Genomic DNA, 20,326 nt, shown 5'->3' on the forward strand with positions numbered 1-20,326 from the left:
CAGGAAAAAAGCATCATCTTCAAGTTGTCAACCAGCGAAAAAAGGGCCCGATTTCCCTCATTTGTGAACTGAAGAAGCCCGATTTTCACTGAAAACGTTGAAAATCGGGCTTCAAATACCTTTGATTACCTATTAAATAATTGTTAAATCAGTGCAGGATGAAGAAGATCAACTCCCTCATCAGTTCTCCCCCACTGGTATTCGGATTCCCGATACCCTTGCTTTTTGCATCAACCTCCCTGATTTTTTCCAAGATCTGAATGACCTTTCCGGGGCCATAGTTTCTTAGTCCGGTCATATAATCCCATGCGGCCCATCCCCCTCTAAGCCCAAGTTTTGCGGCCACCGCATTCTGGTTATTCCGGTCAGGCATATACTCCACAATCAATAGATTCTGGAAGTAAGAAAAGAGTTGGGGCAGCAGGCGGAAAACAGGATAGGATTTAGGATTTTTGTTAAAAAATATGACAATCTCATTAACCTTGAAAATATCCTTCTGGGCAAGTGCTTTCCGGAGTTCAAAAACATTAAAGTCCTTGCTCACCCCCACTTCCTTTTCGACAAGGTCTGCGGTGATCCTCCTCTGGTCTTTCGACAGAGAAATCAGGATCTTGTCCAGTTCGGAAGTCAACCTGTTCAGATCAGAGCCGACATGGTCGGCAATCATCTGAGCAGCCTTTGGTTCGATCGTTGCCTCCCTTGCTTTCAGATAGGTATCTATAAAGCCCGGCAAATCCCGGTCGTATAATTTCTTTCCTTCGAAAATGACAGCACCCGCCTTGCGGGCAAGAGAATAAACCTTCTTCCTCAGATCCAGTTTGCCGTTTTTGTGGCAGAACACCAGGATCGTCGATTTCTGCGGTTTTTCAAAATAGCCCTCCAAGGGATCCAGGTTCTTCAGGGCCTGTGACTCCTTCACGATGATGACCTGATGTTCAGACATCATCGGATAGCGGAGAGCCATGTCGACAACCTGAGCAGCCGTGACATCCGGCCCATAGACGATCGTCTGGTTAAAATCACGCTCTTCCGGCTGCAGGACATTCTGGGCCAGATAATCCGAAATCTTATCGATATAATAAGATTCCAGTCCACCCAAAATGTATATTGGCGCAAATTTCCGGGCCCTCAGATCCCGCATCACTGTTCCGTATGTTACCGTAGAATTCTTATCTGCCATAGTTTTTCCATAAGACCTTCTGAGAAATAGCTGCATCCGTTTTCCCCGGATTCTTTTTTTTATTATCTTTGCAAAAGGCTCATGCAAAGGTAATGCAAATCGGATGAAACTCAAAAAGAATTCCCGCTTTTGTTAAGTCAGAGGAATGATAGCAAATCTGACCCATCGTACTTTCATCTGTATTCACCGCCTTCATTCATAACAGGAAAAAAGAAATGACACCATTAAATTTACCTGATTTCCAGGTCAAACTCTCGGGTACGCAGGAGAGACCGGCCATTTTTGACCTCCTCCGCCGGAAATATGTAGCACTGACTCCTGAGGAATGGGTCCGCCAGCATTTTATCCATTTTCTGATTGAACATCGCGGCTATCCGGCTACACTGATGCAGAACGAGATCCAACTGAAGGTTGGCGATAAAGTCCTGCGTGCAGACAGCATACTCTACGGAAACGATCTCCACCCCCGGATGATCATCGAATACAAGGCACCGAATATTCCGGTGACTCAGAAAGTCTTTGACCAGATTTCAGTCTATAATCTTCTTCTTCATGTTGATTACCTGATTGTTTCCAACGGTATCCGTCACTACATCTGCAAGATGGACTATCCTCGTCAGGGTTACTCTTTTTTAAAGGATATTCCCTCCTATGAGCAACTATGACAGACGGCATGACATGGTCAGTATGTCTTTGACCTACAACCTCTTCAAGGTTTCTTCCAGCCGGTCCTACTCAACAAAAAGGACCGGGTCTGATCTGATCCGCCAGAAAGTCCTGATCGTCAGAAAAAATACATGAATAAAAGAAAAGTTGTTCCTACCCGAAAATGTCCTTTGACTGCCATCCGGATGTATGAAATCTATACAAATATCTAATTTTGAATAATATCGTAATTAGTAGTCTTTTCTCCTTTGTTTTTCCTATCTTTGTCTATACAAATAAGCGTTTAAAGTAAGGTAACCAACTGGCGCTTCTATTCATTAACTTTAAAACTAAACCATTATGACTGAAAATCAAAACCTGACCAAAGAAAAGATGAATCATGTTCTAGTGAGTGATTATGCCTGGCTTCTTGAAAAAGGAAAAGAGGGCGGACTGTTGTGGAACGGCTCCATGGCAGATTTATGTGTCTGGACACACCAACTCTTCCTGCAGTTTGCCATCACTGACAAACACGGGAACGCGCGGCAATACAAAAGTCTGATGCGGGAAATTTGCGCCCTCACCCACAGAGATATGCCACACAACCCCAATTCATACGTAAGCCATTCCCAAAAAGAAGACTATGCCTGGAACAAGACCTTTACGACACGTTACAAAGAGATCTTCCTGAGTGGCGATGAACACCCCATCAGCCACTTCCTCTCCAGAAAGAAGGATGAATAATGCTCTCCGGTACCGCCCCGTATAACTGGCGGTACCGATGACCGGTGAATCCGAATCCCTCAGAGACGAAACCCTACATCTCTTATTGCTTATTGAATAAAATTATTTCGTGACCGTATAACTCTTCCCTTCACTGCCAATAGAAGTCAGAGTTAATTGCTTAGATACATTTTCCAATAATCATCAGCAAGCTTATATTTTCCTGCAAGCAGGATGGAACAGCCTGAAAAGGTAAACAATCAAAAGGGACCGGACTCAATAAGTTGATGCCATTACCTAACCCTATCAAGACAGAATTCCCTTCCAGATGCCCTTAACCGGACGAATAAAGATCACTTTTTAATGTAGAGATATACATTGAAATATACAATATCTACATCTTTCCTGATATAAATCAGGAAAAAAATCATTATTTTTGTACTGAATGTAGTTCATCGTAAAATAACAAAATATTATGACACAGAAATATATCAAGGAAACGATCACAACACCCAGATGTTACCAGATTTGTCTGCTATCAGATTGCCCTATGGCTGAAGAATGTATCCGGTACTTCGCGGGACTTCACATTGATAAGGATGAACATTCCGGATTCGCGACCTACCCGACTGCCCTGAAAGGCAGCAAGTGTGAATATTTTAAGAAAAAACGGATTATACAAGGCGCATGGGGATTTCATACGATTTTCAAGGATGTCAAGCGATGTGATTCGGCCTCGCTGCATAATGCTATCAAACAGTATTTAGGTGGAAATGGCACCTATTACCGATATGATCATGGAGAAAGAATATTGACTCCGGAACAACAGGACTGGATTATCCATCTCTTCAGCCAGTATGGCTATACGGAGAACCTGGTATTTGATGGCGGCAAAGAGGTCTACGATTGGTAATACCTGACGGGCCAGTTGGAAGACAACTGTCAACCGAAAAGGCACATTACCGAAATCGCTGACAGCCTGATCTGAGGTTGACAAATAATCTTGTCAACTGAATGGTAATTTAACCACAAAGGCTGTCAACTGATTCCTGTATACACCACAGTATACGTCTGCATCTACCAGCGGAATTTTCTTACCAGGCCGTGGAAAGGAGCTTACCAAGCCGTGGAGACCTGCTTACCAGGCCTTGGAAAGGAGCTTACCAGGCTGTGAAGACCTGCTTACCAGGCTGTGGTAAGCAACGAGAAAATAAAAAGTAAAGAATTATATATATACGTTCATGAAAATACTACATACAAGTGATTGGCATCTGGGGCATAACCTGTATAATTATGATCGCACTGAAGAGCAGACAGCGATGATCAGACAGATGACAGACATCGTAAAACAGGAAAGGCCTGATGTCTTCCTGCTCAGCGGAGATGTCTACCATACGCCACAACCTTCTGCTGCCGTACAGACGCTGTTTTCAGAAGCTATGGTCAAACTCCATGACGCGTATCCGGAAATGGTAATTGTCGTTACTGCCGGCAATCATGACAGTGGCAGCAAACATGACATTTTCAGAACGCCATGGCACGCCTTGAAGGTTTATACGGTCGGAAACATTGACAAGGAGCACCCTGAGACACATATCGTCGAGATTCCCGGTAAAGGTTATGTCATTGCCATCCCCTACGGCTACGAGCGGAACATTCCGGAAGGTTTCTTCCAGGAGTTGATTGACTGGGTGACGGCAAAAGACAGTGATAACCTTCCAATCATCATGATGGCCCACACGACAGTGAAAGGATGTGACTTCACAGGACATGACAATGCAACAGAATTTTCTGTCGGCGGCATTGACAGTTTTGATATTGACAAATTAGGAAAGGGATATGATTATCTGGCACTGGGACATATTCATCATGCTCAGTTTGTGCACGGTGGCGATCACCGTATCCGATATAGTGGCACCCCTCTGGCCATCAGTTTCGATGAAGCCTTTGATCATACGGTAAGTATCGTCGAGATCCCAAAGCACGGTGATACCCCTGACGTAAAGACCATCCCCATAGACAATCCACATCCCCTGACGACTCTTCCGACAAAAGGCTTTGCCACATGGGAAGAGGCCAAAATGCTCCTTAAGGATTTTCCGGATGACATCCCTGCCTATATCAGGCTGAATGTAGAAGTGGATGATGTCCTGCCGGCGGAAGCCAACGCCGAAGCCAACGAACTCGTCCAGGGCAAGAAATGCCGGTTCTGCCATATCAATGTACAACGGAAACAGCAGCAGTTAGCAGCATCAAAAACGTTCACTGTACAAGAATTTCAGGAAGAAAATCCGCTCGATATTGCTCACAGATATGCAGATGATATGGGAATACCCTTTGATGATGAAATGGAATCGCTGTTCAAGGAAACGGTAGACCTTATCCATCAAGAAGACCGTGAAATCTAAAATCACTGAAAGAAAATATGAAACTCCAGAAACTTACCATACATAATATCGCATCTATCGAAGATGCAATGATCGACTTTGAGTCCTCTCCCCTGTCAGACAGCGAAGTCTTTCTCATCACAGGAAAGACCGGTGCCGGCAAATCGACTATTCTGGACGCTATCTGCCTGGCCCTTTTTGCCGAAACGCCAAGGATGAAGAATACGCTCATGCAGGGCGATACACAGGATGCCGAAAAAACTATTACGATCAATGATACACGGCAGTTGATGCGCCGGAATACCGGAGAGGCTTTTGCTCGACTGACCTTCACAGGGAGCAATGGTATTCACTATGAAGCGGAATGGTCGGTAGCCCGTGCCCGGAAGAAACCGGACGGGAATCTGCAAAAGAAAGCATGGACGCTTACCAATATCGACAAACAACAGGTATTGACAAAGGACAATGAGATTAAAACTGAGATACAACGGGCCATAGGTCTTGACTTCAACCAGTTCTGCCGGACAACCATGCTGGCACAGGGTGAGTTTACCCGGTTTCTGAACAGTAAGGATGAAGAGAAAGCCGCTATCCTTGAGAAGATTACCGGCGTGGACATCTATTCCAAGATAGGCAAAAAAGTCTATGACATCACCGCTGAGAAGAAGGATGCATGGGATAAGGCGGTAGAAAAGATTCAAAATATCCATCTGATGAAAGATGAAGAACTGAAAGAACTTCAGGATAAATTGAAAGCGCTCTCTGAACAGATGGAACAGAACAGAGTGGCGAAGAAGACGGCTGAGAAGAAAAGAGACTGGATCATAGAAGAATCCTCCTTAACCCAGAAATTAAAGGAAGCCCAAGAAGAATATCAGAAGTATCACGCTGTCATTGAAGGTGATGACTTCAAACAGAAGGAGTTGCTGATCAAACAGTGGAATGAGACGATAGAAGCTCGTGGATGGAAAAAGCAGATTGCCTCTGCCAACGCCCAGAAGGATCAGCAGCAGAAAAAATTGGATTCCTGCTCTGATGATTTCATCCTTTTTCTGAAAGGTAAAAATGGCATAGAACAGAAATACGACAAGAAAAAGCAGGAACTGCAACAGGTCAAGGAGAGTCTGAAAGCAGATGAAGAGAAAGTGCCGGTTTACGACCAGGCGCAGACCATCATCGGAAGATTGAAAGCGGTTATTGATGGGAACCAGAAAATCACGGAGTTCCAAAAAGGGATTGGGATTGAAAACGGACGGTTAAAGGGAGAACTCAGGAGGACAAAGGATGAGACGGAGAAGCAATGTAATGCTGCAAAGACCGGTTTGGAGTCACAGGAGAAAACACTCAAGCGACTGGTAAATTGTCTGGAAGCAACTCAGTTGCCGACACTCCGGAAGCAGAAAGATGAAATAGCCTCATCTATAAGTCAGTTGAAGACGGCTCAGGAACGTATTGGAAATCTTCACCAGGAACAGGAGAGAGTGGAAAAAGCCCGAAAGGCTCTTGAGGTAATCAAAAAGGGTATTCTGGACTCCCATAAGGAAGTTGAAGCACTGGAACCACAAATTCATGATGCCGAGAAAAACTACGACGATCGCAAGAAGAGCTTTGAGCAACAGAAAGATACGGTCAATAAATGGGCACAAGGCATCCGCAGCAAACTCCACATAGGGGATTTCTGCCCGGTATGCGGTCAGAAAATCGTATCAGAAATTCCTCACGAAGATGCACTGGCAGATCTGTATGCCATAGCAGAAAAGGAGTATCAGAAGGCGGAAGAGCAGCTCAAACAACTGAAAGAGCAGCGGGATAAACTGAATGCATCTATCACTTCACAAACAACGCTCTATTCAACTGAAAACAAGAAATTGGATACGGACTCCACTTTGCTGTCTTATCAGGAAAGAGCTGCCGAAGCCTGTAAACTTTGTGGTATTGAGAGCATGGATGAGAACAGCCTTGCCATCCTTGCCCAAAAACAGGAACAATCAAATTCTTCTCTGAACAAAATTGAAGAGAAGATTCAGGCGGCTGAAAAGATAGAAAAAGAAATCTCAGAGAAACGGAAATACATTGACGGCCTTCGGAAGAAATGGGATGAAGCAAAAGAGAATCTCCAAAAGGCTGATCAAACTATTGCAAATTGCGAAAATCAGATAAAGACGTACCGGCAACTCATCGACTCCAAGACAAAAGAAATAACAGAAGCTCACGATCAGGTCGCCGGCCTGATGAAAGGCAACTGGAATAATGACTGGGAAACCATGCCGTTGGAATTCTGTAAGGAACTGAAAGACGCAGAGACAGCATACAAGGGCAAAACGACTCAGTCGCAATCTCTTACACAGGAATTGAATACCTTGTCTACTGATATCAGCAATATCAATGATTCTCAGAATGCCCTTCTCCAATTAATGCCAAAGTGGAAAGACCTGTCAACTGAGGAAGCCGTTGAAAGCACTCACCTCCTCCATGACATCAACGAATTGCAGACGAATGTCAAGTCGGCATTAAACTCAAAGAGAGAAGCTGAAAAGGCAGCATACGATAACCAGTTGAAACTCGACGTCTACTATCACCAGCATGAAGGCTATGATGCTGACAAACTCGATCAACTGGAAACGAGAACACAATCTGATATTCAAGTTATCCAGGAGGAACAAACCAGACAGAAGAACGAGGCACTCACAAAAGAAACGCTTCTGAAGAATCAACAGCAACTTTATCAATCGCACCAGAAGCAAAAACCGGAACTTGCAGATGAAGAGACAGCAGACTCACTGAATACATTGATCAGTGAACAGGACCATCATATAGCCAGCCTGGGTGAACAGAAAGGAGCCGTCAACCAACAACTCGCCGATGATCAAATGAACAGGAAGAATGTCGGAAAATTGAATGAAGAAGCTGATGCTCAAAAAGCCATCTATCTGAAATGGTCACGAATGAACCAGTTGATTGGCGATGCAACAGGCAACAAGTTCCGTAAGATTGCACAAAGCTATATCCTCGGCAGTTTGATACATTCAGCCAACAACTACATGAAGACACTCAGTGACCGCTATATACTGAAGTCCACACCAGGCACCTTTGTCATATCACTGGAAGATGCCTATCAAGGTTATGTAAGTCGTCCTGCCAGCACGATTTCCGGTGGCGAGAGTTTTCTGGTATCCCTGTCGTTGGCACTTGCACTGAGCGACATCGGCCAGGAGTTGTCAGTAGATACACTTTTTATCGATGAAGGATTCGGAACATTGAGTGGCGAGCCACTGCAGAAAGCCATTGACACCCTGCGGTCACTGCATAACAAAGCCGGGAAGCATGTAGGTATTATCAGCCATGTAGACGAACTCCGTGAACGGATTCCTGTTCAGATACAAGTCAACCAGGAAGGCAACCATTCAAGCAGTACCATCAAGATCATTCCGGAAGAATAAATAAAAATAACTCAACTTACCGGTTATGGCACAACCTGTAGTCAACACTTGTAATACTATCCGAACAAAGGTAAACATTGATAAATAGGCTGTCAAAGTCTAAAAAAAGCCATGGAATAGCCTGTTTATTTAAAAATAAAGCTTAGTTTTATTTCCTTTTTTACTGAACTTTTAATATATTTGTCATTATAAAAATGCAACTTATTAAAATTATGGAAAACAATGATTCTTCTTTATATTCAAATGAAATTGCAGAGCGCTTATGGAGCAGTCATGCAAGTCTGATGGTTGGCGCTGGTTTCAGTAAAAATGCAATACCTATACATGAAACATTAAAAAAATTTTCAGATGGGGAAAAATTAGGAGATGTTTTTTATCAAGAATTACATAAGGATAACCCAAATGATTCAAAGAGAACAGATTATGCTTTGTTTTGACCAAACAGAAATGAAATAATAACTAAAGCAAGGTAATCTATGAGTTTAGGCAAATGGATTTTAAAGACGTTTGACAAAACGGACGTTGATGGCATATCAGAAAAAGTTGACCAACTTGAAAGACAGGTATCTGATTTGAAAGAAGATCTTCACAAACATAAAGAAGGCGAAGAAAACCTTTCTACGCAGAACGAAGAATTCACTGCCGAACTTTCCGTGGCGAACAAACAACTGGCAAGTCTGAAGAATGGTTTGTCTGAAAAAGATAGTGAGATATCAAACTACAAACAAGAAATTGCGAGGTCGCAAGAATCCCTGGGCCAGAGTCATTCAGAAGAAAACCAACTTAGACAAGAAATAACTAACAAGAAGGAAAACATTTCCAAATTAGAGTTAGAAAAGGAAGAGTTACAGCATCAAGTAACCAATCACAAGAACAACATTGATCGCCTTGAGTCGGAATTGGATAATGAAAAGAACGATAAGAAGCGTCTGAAAAATGAATATAACCAGAGAATGACATCTACAGTTCAAGAACTTTTGGCAAAGAAGAAAACTATAGATGAGCAAGAAAACCAAATTCACGCTCAGAAAAGACTGCTTGATCAATCTGCCGAAGATTTAGAGTACTCAAAAGGAATTATTACCAACCTACAAAAGGAGATTGAAAGCATTAAAAATCAATTAGACGTTACACATGAAGACTGCAATGCCAAAGATGTTCAAATAGCTGATCTAAATTCTAAATGCGAAGGTTTTGATTCCAGAATAAAAGAATTGACGATCTCGAATGATGATATGACATCCAAGTATGAAGAGCAACTTTCAAGGATAAAAGCTCTAGAATTGTCTACATCTGATTTGACACAGGAGAAGGACAAGTTGAATACTGAGAAAGATAACATTAATAATGAGTTGGATGTTACAAGGCAGAGACTGGGGAAATCCATCCAAGACACAGAATCTCTACGGAGTCAATTGAAATCTAAGGAGGAAAAAATTAAATTGATTCAAGCCAAATTGGATAAATCTGACGCTGTAATTTCCGGAAACAAGAATAATATTACATTATTAAGGACGGAACTTGAAAATCTCCAACATGACAAATCTTTACTTGAAGGCAAGAACGAAAAACTAAAGAAAGATTTAAGTTCCAAAGAGGAAGATCATTCACGCTGCTCGAACTACATCGATAAGAAAGAAGAAAACATAGCATCATTGCAGCAGACCCTTATTGAAAAGCAATCTCATATTGAACAGTTGAAGCATTTGCTTGATCTGCGCGATAAACATAATCAACTGAACGATGGAGAATAATTATAAATCAGAACTCGATATACTGGTAGTCCTTGAGCATCAACTCGCCTGCCATCTTTGGAGCGATATGTTTCAAATGTTGGAAGACACAGCTGTTATGATTTACCATCAGGTGGACTTTATTGTCAATAATAAGAATGACTTTCCTGTGCTATATGAACTAGCATCACAAATACAACAATGGAAAGTCCAATCCAAAGGTAGTCTTGATACCTATTCATCAAAAGTGCTAAGTGGCTATCTTTATGGAAGAATAAAAGACAGTTACTCCTATGAAGACCTCAAAAGATTATCTAAGTACTTCATAGCTATAAAGGACATTAATAAGGAAGCCGGAATAGTTTTAGATGAGGATTGGTCAGTTGTGCTTTTATCTTCATGGGGAGTTCCTAAGCTTGATGATAGTGAAAATAAACATAAGAAAGAACAAAATTTACCGTCCGAGCCGATTCAAACATCCAATGATGAAGAAAAAAGGACTGTAGTTTCTATAGCAAAGACAAACAATGAATTACTTCTTGAAAGATTCTGGAACAAACTTACTTGTAGAAGTTTTGACTATCAATACTTCTGGCGCAATAAAATCAATTCCAAGCAGTATAACGAATTAAAATCGTTAATAAAATCGTGTGCCTTTGAGAACAAGTGTGGATTTGAAAAACGTTTTGGCCGAGCCATAGCATTATGTATTGCGGAATGGTATAAGCGCGAATATAACGGAAATGACGGCAGGAGCAATGCTGTCAAAGAACTGAATCTGTCATGCAACCCCAAAATTATATGGACTAATTCCGGTTTGCCTGATAACTTTCTATATGGGCAACAAAACAATAGATACTTGGACTCCCTTTACGTTTTAGGAGGACTTCCCATTAATTATTTGATTCACAAACAGTTTAATAAGGTGTTCAAGGAAATACAAACTGTATATAAACAAAAGGAAAGCGATGAAGTCCTTCAAAGCAATGTGTTTATCAATAATAACACTTTGCAGGAATCAACACGTACTCAATGGGGAAGTCTTCATATGTATTTTGATGCCCTTATGAGTGATGACTATCCTTTTGCTGATGAAGATAGAGAGGAAGAACCGTTCCGCACATTCATCTCGAATTTGCAGGAATGGAATCCAATGCGGAAAAAATTCAGTATTGAATGGATTGTGGACGGGAATCAAGATGTAGAGATATTCCGAAGACGGATGCGCCTTTATGTTACACCTGAATATAATGGTGAAAGAAATAAGAGCATTTCTTATGGCAGAATGTCAAGGTGGGGAGTGACGACAAAGACCCAATTTTTTCGTCTCTATGCTCTCTTCAACAACATGCCTCCAGCTGAAATTAGCGATTTCATCACCTTTCACAATACGTATGACGGATACTTTGTCGGGAGATTGAATCACAATTACTTTACTTTTAATCATCTTCCATCAGGAAAGATCTTTAAAGTTACGCTTTATATCGAAGCTGATGGAAAAGTTAAGGATATTTACTCCTTTGATGTAAATCCCTACCTTCAACTTTATGAGACAGACAAATACAGTGTACTTTCAAGTTGTAAATCTGATGGTCAATCTTACGCATTACTTCCGTATGACACAAAAGTCGCAAATATCAAAGAAAATGAATACGGGGGAAAATATTTTGCCGAAAGTGGTGATCCTTACAAATTAATTCCAATCAACGGTTCCATTACTTTCAAAGATGAGGATGAAGAAGATGTGTACATGGTCAGCAAGGATCATGACATTGGAATCAACGTATTACCTCACCATAATGATATAAGTTATCTGGAAAACGACTTATGTACACATCATTATTTTTCCTCTGAAGAAGAGCACTTTGAAGATAAGATAGCAGTACTTATGAGCAAAAATGACTTGACCTTTACTCTTTATGAAAAAGATCAAAAACCCTGCAAGATTAGTAAGGAAGATGTCATTTTGGAGTATAAAAAAAGCACAGACACATACTACCACAAATGGACAGACGAGGATTATCCTATAGGGATGATTAAAATCAAAGCTAGCTATGGTGTTCTAACCGCTCAAACAACTGTTTTTTCTCTCTGTTCTCCCAAAATATCCTTTATCCGAGATTGTGAAAAATGCTTGATAGAGTTTGACAAAGCCATTCCTTTGTTGGAGGTACCGAAAGGCCTGAAATTAATTGATGATCATACCTTTAAGGACGATAAGAATTATAGAAAGGAAATAGATACATTCGTATTCAAAATTGGTGCTTACGAAGATTACATTGACTTGCCAGTTTACCGCGCCTTCACGGTGGTCGAATTATATAGAGATAGAGAATTCTTTCAATATGGTGATATAGATTCATCCCACTGGATCACTGTTCCTTTTTTACTAAAGAATCATTTCTCGTTACGCTCAGTAAGTAACAGCGGTGTAGTCCGACAAAATTTAAAAAATAGTACATTCAATTATTTAGACTTTGCATTTGATGACGACGAAAGTCCTGAAGAAACTTTTGAGGATGTAGGACCTATCAGTTTCTCATATACAAAAGAGCTAAATGCGGGACAGAACAACATAATATTTGCATCTTCATCAAATATAAAAGATTACCATTTTTACTATTGGTCCATGAAGAAAGAAGATGGGCCAAAAGAAATCCAGCTCACCGACTTTAATGGATTTATACAGTTGCAACTGTCTGATGTTGAAACTCGGCATGGAATGATTTTCCAAAGTTTGATGGATAATGTATGCCCAAAACAATATTATGCACCTATCATTCACAGCTCTTGGGGCGATGCAAGACAACAAGAAAAAATCAGAGAACAGTGCTTTATAATAGCTGCCTATTACAAAACACCATTCCGCATTTTTGCTCCGATATATTCTTATCTTAAAGGTACGGATAGTGAACTTGTAGACTTGGCTGTTCGTTATATGTTCCCAATTGATACAGACAACTCTGCTGAAGACAAATTCCATGAGATTATGAATTCTTTTCTAACCAAATTGAATGGCAATGAGATGGCAAGAATGGCTTCTCGTAACATTTTCGTCGGAGGTCAATCAATTGATGAGAGACTGAGAACTCTTATCAGATTTTCTCATGAAATGTATTTTTCATGGATATTCCTAAACAGGAAGACCTGGAAGGAGATGCCAAAACGTTTCGTTGATAACAGGTATATTCCAATAACCATTAACGCTCATAAGAACAAACCATTTATTTCTAAGATGTTAACAGAAAGTTTCTATAAGGGAGATTCTGAACATCAAACTCTGATAAAAGAATACCTGCGGAAAAGCGCAGAGAGGCTCTTCTTGATGTGCGACATACGTGAATCAAGTGAAAACCACAATTCTTTAATAAACATAGTAAATGCCTATTGGGGACATCAGAATGATAAAGGTTATCGATTCCCAGCATTTAACAATAGTCGTTGGTATGGATATGATGAAGCTGGCAATAAGATTTGGAACGATCACAAGGATGACCTTCCGGAAAAGGCTGTCTGTTTTATGCGCCCGAAACCAATTAGGAGAACAAAAATTGGAATTATCGGCTTTACAAACCTTGAAAATGCAAAGCGGCAAGGGGAGGAGGTTAGAAATGTGCAATACATAATTTCCTTCCTGAGAAAATTATACAGTGACAAAGATTCATTTATCCAGATAGAACAGTTTCTTATCAAGAATCTGTACACCTATAATGCATATTAATTATGAAGCAAAGACTTAAATTCGCAGAACTTTATCGCAACTGCAAGCATGAATTTGCAAAAACAATTTCAGCCATGTGGGGTGGAAATCCGCAAACTCTACAACAAGAACTTTATGCGCAGCAATTAAGAACTATTGCCAGTAATATTTTCGCACCGGATAATACCATGCCTCTTGTGGAATGTATGGATCCTTATGAAACTATTAAACCTGAAGAAAAGGAAAATGCTTTACGGCTTGTCAACGGGTTATGGAAAAAATTCTATTTACCTTATAAGCATCAATATGACAGTTGGAAGGTTTTAAGAAAGGGTTTTGTGGGCGATAAGGTAAAGTCAATAGTTGTTACGACTGGAACAGGTTCCGGTAAAACAGAGTGTTTTATGGTTCCTTTGGTTGCAGATTTGTTAGACAAGTGGGAAACTGATCCATCCAATGGCGTAAAAGCTATTTTTATCTATCCATTAAACGCTTTGATGGAAGACCAGAAGTTAAGGCTTCAAGAACTCCTGAAGGGTACTTCCCTTCATTTTGCTGTTTATAATGGCAATCTTATTGAAGATGTTCCATCTCTTGCCGATTATAGTCAGGAAGCCAAGTTGAACAGACTAAGAATTAAACAGGAAAAAGAAAAATTCCCAAATATTCTGGCAACGAGAAAAGAAATGCGGAACAGAAAGCCAGATATATTATTGACTAATCCGACCATGCTGGAGTATATGCTATTGCGTAATAAGGATAAAGTCCTTTTTGAAAATTCAGATTTGAGTTGGATCGTAATTGATGAGACCCATAGCTATACGGGAGCAGGAGCTGCGGAATTGGCACTTCTGATGCGGCGTGTCTTAATGGCATTTAACAAGAAAGCAGACTCCGTTCGTTTTGCAACATCTTCTGCCACAATTGGCAATAGTAACAGCAGCGATGAAAATTTAAAACTTAAAAAGTTTATTTGTGGAATCAGCGGACAAAGTGCAGAGCAGATTGAAATCATCAAAGGGAATCGGGTTATCAATACGGTGGATGGAGATTCTGATAAGGCTGCAAGATACCGTATAAAACTTCATGAGGAAGGCTATGTCAGGTTGGATCATCTGATTTTAGGAGAAGGACTTTCTATAGAAGAAAGGTTGGAAAAATTGGATGGATTATGTGAAGACGATGAAAACAGAAAGGGGCTGCAAGTAAAGGTCCATTTCTTTTATCATGTCCCCAACCATGGACTGCTTGTTAGACTTGATGATTTTGACCATAAAAATGCAGTATTTCACATCCATACCAACACACCAATAGATGTTTCAAACACCAAAATACCATATCTACGGCTAGTCCGCTGTAATTGTTGTGGAAACTATATGGTCATAGGACAAGAAGATAACAGAGAGGGGGGTACCTATAAGGCTATCACAAGTGAGCATGTGGATTTGTTTGATGATGAAAAACCGGAGCATAGAAGTAATTTAGTGTTTGGATTATTACGTCAACATAACGAAGTGGAGGGAAATGTTCCAGTGAAGATTGATGGAAATACCTATGAGGAAACAGATTATAAAGAAAATGACAGTAATGTGGTTTGCAATATAAATAAGAATTGCCCTTATTGCGGCACTTCATTGTACCGTGTATCCGACGAAGAAGAGGACGATGATGGTGAATCAGCTTCAGAACTGGAGGCTGAAAAGACTACTCAATTTTCTCTGTCAACAGATTTTGTCAGTAGACTGATAACGCCTGTACTACTGAATTTGCTTCAGTCAAATGATAGTGAATTTCCTGATGCTCCGCATCATGGACAGCAGTTTATCAGCTTTGTTGATAGCCGACAATCTGCTGCCAAGTCAACCCTGTCTCAGAATGTCGAACAAGAGCGTCTATGGATAGAAAGTAAAATTTTCCATGAACTTACTCGCATAGGTAAAGAAAGAGAAAAATCAAAGGAATCTTCACAACTTATTGATAAACTAAAGAAGCAACTTCAAGAAAAGGAAGAAGCGGCAAAAAAGGCAAGAGCTGAAAAAAGTGCCGCAGCTTTTGATCTGATGGATGATGTAGATGAACTTGGGAATAAGTTACGACAAGTTTCAGAATCCATGGGGAACGTCCATAAAGAATATCTTACATGGAAAGAGATTTTTAATCTGCTTGACAAAGACCCCATGAGCGATTTGTTCTGTTTCCAATTTTCAAACCGATCTGAGGGGAGTGAGGAACTTGACTCAGAAAACATTGATAAGGTATCAAGAAAGACAAAAGTCAAATATATCTATTCCGCAATGGTTGAACAACTGGCCAGAAGACCCCTACGTGGAAATCTTGGCGAAAATTTAGGGCTATTCACTTCTTACTATCCAGTTCTTGATGGACTGGCAGATGATGACAACCAACTTCCTGATGCTGTAAAAGAATTAAATAGTAAAATAAGACGTCCCGAAAAGAAAATCAAAAGCAAAGACTGGAAAGACCTTCTGAAGATTTTCATGGATCATTCAGTAAGGTCAAACGAGTCTTACTTCTTGCAGGATACAGAGAATGAGGCCGACATTTGGAGTTGCCAACGTTTTGAGACCCGTAAATCTATTCGTCGACCTGCCTGGAAACCAAGTGCAAAGAGACCCAACACCGTCAAAAGATTGTTGGCCGCTCTATGCACTGAAAAAGATGAACCAACAGATGAAGAAATCCTCCTATCTTTAAAAAAGAACCAAGATATAATTAACAAAATATCTGATGCACTATGGTATGAGCTGAAAGATCATCTCAGGCTGATTGAGCGCAGCAAGCGTTGGGATGAGAATGATCGTAGTTGGCAAGATGATGATGAGGTCAGTGATGATTTAGGCCGACTTAACCTAATGAAACTTGGCTTCAAGCTATACGATCATGCTTGCCTGTGTGACGTCCGTAGAAAGGAGAAATATGCAGTTTTGCGTCCAGAAGAAACGTTGTTCAAGGGCTTTTCGCCCAGCTATGAGAAGGGACGCTCTTGTATTCCCATGTCAGCGATAGAAGAATGGAACCTTTTCCCATATCCCTATGGGAGAAAAGAGGATGGCTCAGTAGTTGAAGATGACGAAATAATAGAATGGGCCGAAAGTAACCGCAACATATTGTGTAAGTCAGGTCTATGGGGAAAGGCTGGGCATTATACGAATCGACTGAGTCAAATCTTCAAATACCCTGACATATTTATTCAGGCTGAACATACAGCCCAAGTTGATAAAATCATAGCAAGACAAAGCCAGGAACTTTTCAGAGATAAAAAATCCATCAATGTTCTTGCCTGTTCAACGACTATGGAAATGGGAATAGACTTGGGTTCATTGGAAGCTGTTATGATGTGTTCGATCCCTCCTCATCCAGCTAATTATAAACAACGTGCAGGTCGTGCAGGTCGTGCAGGACAAAACCGAAGTGTCTGTCTTACATTATGCGGGTCAGACGCTATTGGCTATCGTACACTTTATAATCCTTTGGAGCAAGTCATCCACCGCCCCACAGCTATCCCCTTTGTAGATTTAGACAGTCCTCAAGTAGTCCAAAGACACGTCAACGCCTTATTGCTCAGAGAATCAGGAGTTTTGAACAACAGTCATGGCAACAATCTCGACCAGCAAATCATCAGTTTCTTTACGAACTTCACCTTTGGCGTCAATCCGATAACTCAAGAGACTGATTATACCATCGTTAAAGACAATGCAACAGGTGAGGATGTTTTACCCAACGAAAAGACACCATTGGGAGCGAAGAGCGACACACAGTATATGGCCTATGTGAATTTCCTTGATGGAGGTATTACGTCAATTACGGAAGATCATCTGAAGCAACTGTTGTTTGACACTTGCTTTGATGGAAATTCTTCTCTTGTTTGCAACAATGCTAAGCGCGACATCAATCGCTGCTATGAAGAATTAGCAGAAAAGGCACAAGAAGTTGGCACCGCTTTTGAATATCGTCAAAATAAAATTAAAGAGCAATTAATTAAAAAGGGAATATCCCCGACGTCAGCGAATATTTTGAATAACATAAAAGGCAGAAAATCTATACATGCAAGTGCAGCCGCCAGTATGCTCCACAAATTCACTGAGATTCTAAGTTCTAATTTGCTAAATCATCTTGCCACACATAGAGTAACACCAAATGCAAATATGCCGGTTAATATTATCGAGTTTGACATTAATATGAAGAACTTGAAGCGGTGGGGCAACACAGGCGTTTCTAACCCATCTTATCCTCTACACGAAGCCTTGTCCCAGTATGCCCCAGGAAATCCTATCGTATTAAGTAACCGAGTAAGAACTGTGAGAGGGATATCATATACTGGATGGTCTAAAGAAAATTATCACTTCAAGAAGATAAGTTCTGATGGAGACAATGTTATTCTTGGAACGAAAGATCAATTTAAGAACCCTAAAGGTGCTATCAAAACACTAACATTGATAGAGCCTTATGCATTTTTGCCAGACGTTAACGAGAATGATACACGAGATGTAATCCGACCAAGATATACAGCGGTTGATGCTCAATTGATAGGCACAAACGATTGGGTGGAGGACATGGCCAATACCCATCTTTTCCAAGTTAGAAATAATCGGGATAGTGGCGGTTCGCAAATCTTGTTCTATAATGCAGGAATAGGATTTGGGTATGCTGTTTGCACAAGATGTGGAAAGACCGTGTTGGAAAACAGATGGCATAAGAACGTACCTGGTCCGATTACTGATTTGCCTGAGGGTATGAAAGACAAGGTGTGTTCAAATAACATTCCAACGCATACAAGCATCAAAGATTTTCGCCATCGTTACTGTGTTAGTTTGTCTGCTGTGGAACATCAACATCAGTTAATTCAACGCAATGTGTTATTGGGCGGATTCCTGCAAACAGACTATAGTGAAATAAAAATTAAGGACAGTTTGAACTCACCCTGGTATGATAATGATGTCTCAGATAAAGATATACTTGTCACTTTAGGAATTTTGTTCTGCAGTTCTTTGGCCGACTATCTCGGAAAAGAATCAAGTGATATTGATTTCTTGATTACCCCCAATTGCCACCTCTGCATATATGACTCCAATCCTGGAGGATCAGGTTACTCCAATAAGTTGGCAAGTATCCCTGAATTGGAACACATTATAGATATGTCTCTTGACAGGCTTAATAGTGCTAAAAGCAAGGATGAACTACTTGACAAGTTCACGTTGAAATTTATCGACAATTTAGATATAGATGGGGCGAAGAAATGGTTAAAATCAGAGGTAGAATGCCGAAATGCATTTTCCTCAACAGTGCGACGGCTATATCCCAATGCTGTCAAGGCCACTATTGAGGATATTATATCAGACTGCCGAATGTCTACACAAAGGATGTTGTTTGTCAATGATAATTTCTCTTCTTGGAATTATGATGAAGCTGAAACCAATACTTTCAAGAACCGTATATTGGAAATTAGGAACAGTGGAGCCAAGTTCATCATAGTAGGATCTTGTAAAAATATACCCTTGCCAATTTACCACACTTTACAGTCAATAAAGGATTGGGCGGAAAGCATAGAAAAGGGTTCTGTTCAATTAGGAGATGGTTTGTATCCTGTGGCTATCGTGAATGGTCATGTTTATGTGACTGACAAGATTGAGGCAATATCTATGAACGGGAAGTGGGTTTCAGATTCGCTATACTGTATTACAGACTCCAATCCGAAAATAACTACAGAGCCAATTGACATATATCCTCCTGTATCAAAAACCATGACGATGCTCACGATACCTGGAAGCCAAGCCATTCTGAGTAATGAACTTGCTGATATGCTATTCAAATATTCTGATGATGCAAAAGCAATAGTATCTCAATTTTATGAACATTGCAAAGCATATCCTGATAAGAAACTCAATGTTTCTTATCAGGATGAGCACTTGAAGTCATATTTAGCCATGGTCGTGACATTACAATTCATAAAGTCCATTATTGCTCCTGTTAATCGTGCTTTTTCTTTGAAGTTTATAGTAGAGCAGTACTTTGAAAATGGCATTAAGAGTGGAATTTGTTCCAATTATAATGAATATGGAGTCCGAGATAAAATTCTTGAAAAACTTTGCAACAAGTGGATTCAAGATAATGAATTCACTGCTACTGCAGATGTGGAAACTCATTTCCCAAAAGATTTGCCACATTGGCGTGTGTTGAAGATTAATTGTGGCGAAGAAACCTTAGAGATATATCCTAATGGTGGAATCATCAATGAATGGTTCTTGAATATCGAAGAAGCTCGCAAGAAGAACAAATTCTACAGGGAAAATAATACAGATGTGGAAGAACAGATACCCATTCATAAAATGAAAGATATTTTGTATGACATAAAGTTGACAAAATAGGATAGGAATTGATAAAGTGCCAAAAAGCAGGAATCTCATCACCAAGAGATTTACTCAAATAATTTTCCACATCATCCATCCATAAGCCGACTTTCTTAGCCAAACTTTCTATTTTTGAAGCCTGTTTCTCTC

Annotated in this window: 10 protein-coding genes; 9 read left to right on the plus strand and 1 reads right to left on the minus strand. The window is 40.4% G+C overall.

Annotated features, from left to right (window positions below):
* Window positions 1-148: 148 nt before the first annotated feature.
* On the minus strand, window positions 149-1,180 hold the full coding sequence (gene holA / locus ACYRYG_RS04230; protein WP_293418066.1) for a DNA polymerase III subunit delta: 1,032 nt from the start codon (window positions 1,178-1,180) through the stop codon (window positions 149-151).
* A 215-nt stretch (window positions 1,181-1,395) separates the two neighbouring features.
* Here holA and ACYRYG_RS04235 point away from each other — a divergent pair, with 215 nt between their 5' ends.
* From ACYRYG_RS04235 to ACYRYG_RS04275, 9 genes are all read left to right on the plus strand, one after another.
* Window positions 1,396-1,845 (plus strand): type I restriction enzyme HsdR N-terminal domain-containing protein, encoded by a 450-nt coding sequence (locus ACYRYG_RS04235; RefSeq protein ID WP_293418068.1) that lies wholly within the window; start codon window positions 1,396-1,398, stop codon window positions 1,843-1,845.
* A 340-nt stretch (window positions 1,846-2,185) separates the two neighbouring features.
* Window positions 2,186-2,569, plus strand: a complete 384-nt coding sequence (locus ACYRYG_RS04240; protein WP_293418070.1) for a hypothetical protein — start codon at window positions 2,186-2,188, stop codon at window positions 2,567-2,569.
* A 454-nt stretch (window positions 2,570-3,023) separates the two neighbouring features.
* Entirely contained in the window at window positions 3,024-3,461 is a 438-nt protein-coding gene (locus ACYRYG_RS04245) for a DUF6078 family protein (protein ID WP_293423283.1), read from the plus strand.
* Window positions 3,462-3,789: 328 nt separating this feature from the next.
* Window positions 3,790-4,956, plus strand: a complete 1,167-nt coding sequence (locus ACYRYG_RS04250; RefSeq protein WP_460197726.1) for a metallophosphoesterase family protein — start codon at window positions 3,790-3,792, stop codon at window positions 4,954-4,956.
* A 17-nt stretch (window positions 4,957-4,973) separates the two neighbouring features.
* Complete coding sequence (locus ACYRYG_RS04255; RefSeq protein ID WP_460197727.1) at window positions 4,974-8,375, plus strand: AAA family ATPase; 3,402 nt, start codon at window positions 4,974-4,976, stop codon at window positions 8,373-8,375.
* 212 nt (window positions 8,376-8,587) lie between these two features.
* Window positions 8,588-8,812 carry a hypothetical protein gene (locus ACYRYG_RS04260; RefSeq protein ID WP_460197729.1) on the plus strand — a complete coding sequence of 75 codons (225 nt, stop codon included), beginning with the start codon at window positions 8,588-8,590 and terminating at the stop codon, window positions 8,810-8,812.
* 39 nt (window positions 8,813-8,851) lie between these two features.
* The gene (locus ACYRYG_RS04265) at window positions 8,852-10,129 is read left to right on the plus strand and encodes a hypothetical protein (protein ID WP_460197730.1); all 1,278 of its coding nucleotides are present in this window, start codon (window positions 8,852-8,854) and stop codon (window positions 10,127-10,129) included.
* Window positions 10,119-13,829, plus strand: coding sequence for a hypothetical protein (locus ACYRYG_RS04270; RefSeq protein WP_460197731.1), 3,711 nt, complete (start codon window positions 10,119-10,121; stop codon window positions 13,827-13,829). The genes ACYRYG_RS04265 and ACYRYG_RS04270 overlap by 11 nt, the downstream gene beginning before the upstream one ends.
* 2 nt (window positions 13,830-13,831) lie before the next feature.
* Complete coding sequence (locus ACYRYG_RS04275) at window positions 13,832-20,194, plus strand: DEAD/DEAH box helicase (protein WP_460197732.1); 6,363 nt, start codon at window positions 13,832-13,834, stop codon at window positions 20,192-20,194.
* Window positions 20,195-20,326 lie beyond the last annotated feature (132 nt).

Source organism: Segatella asaccharophila, from assembly GCF_054687055.1.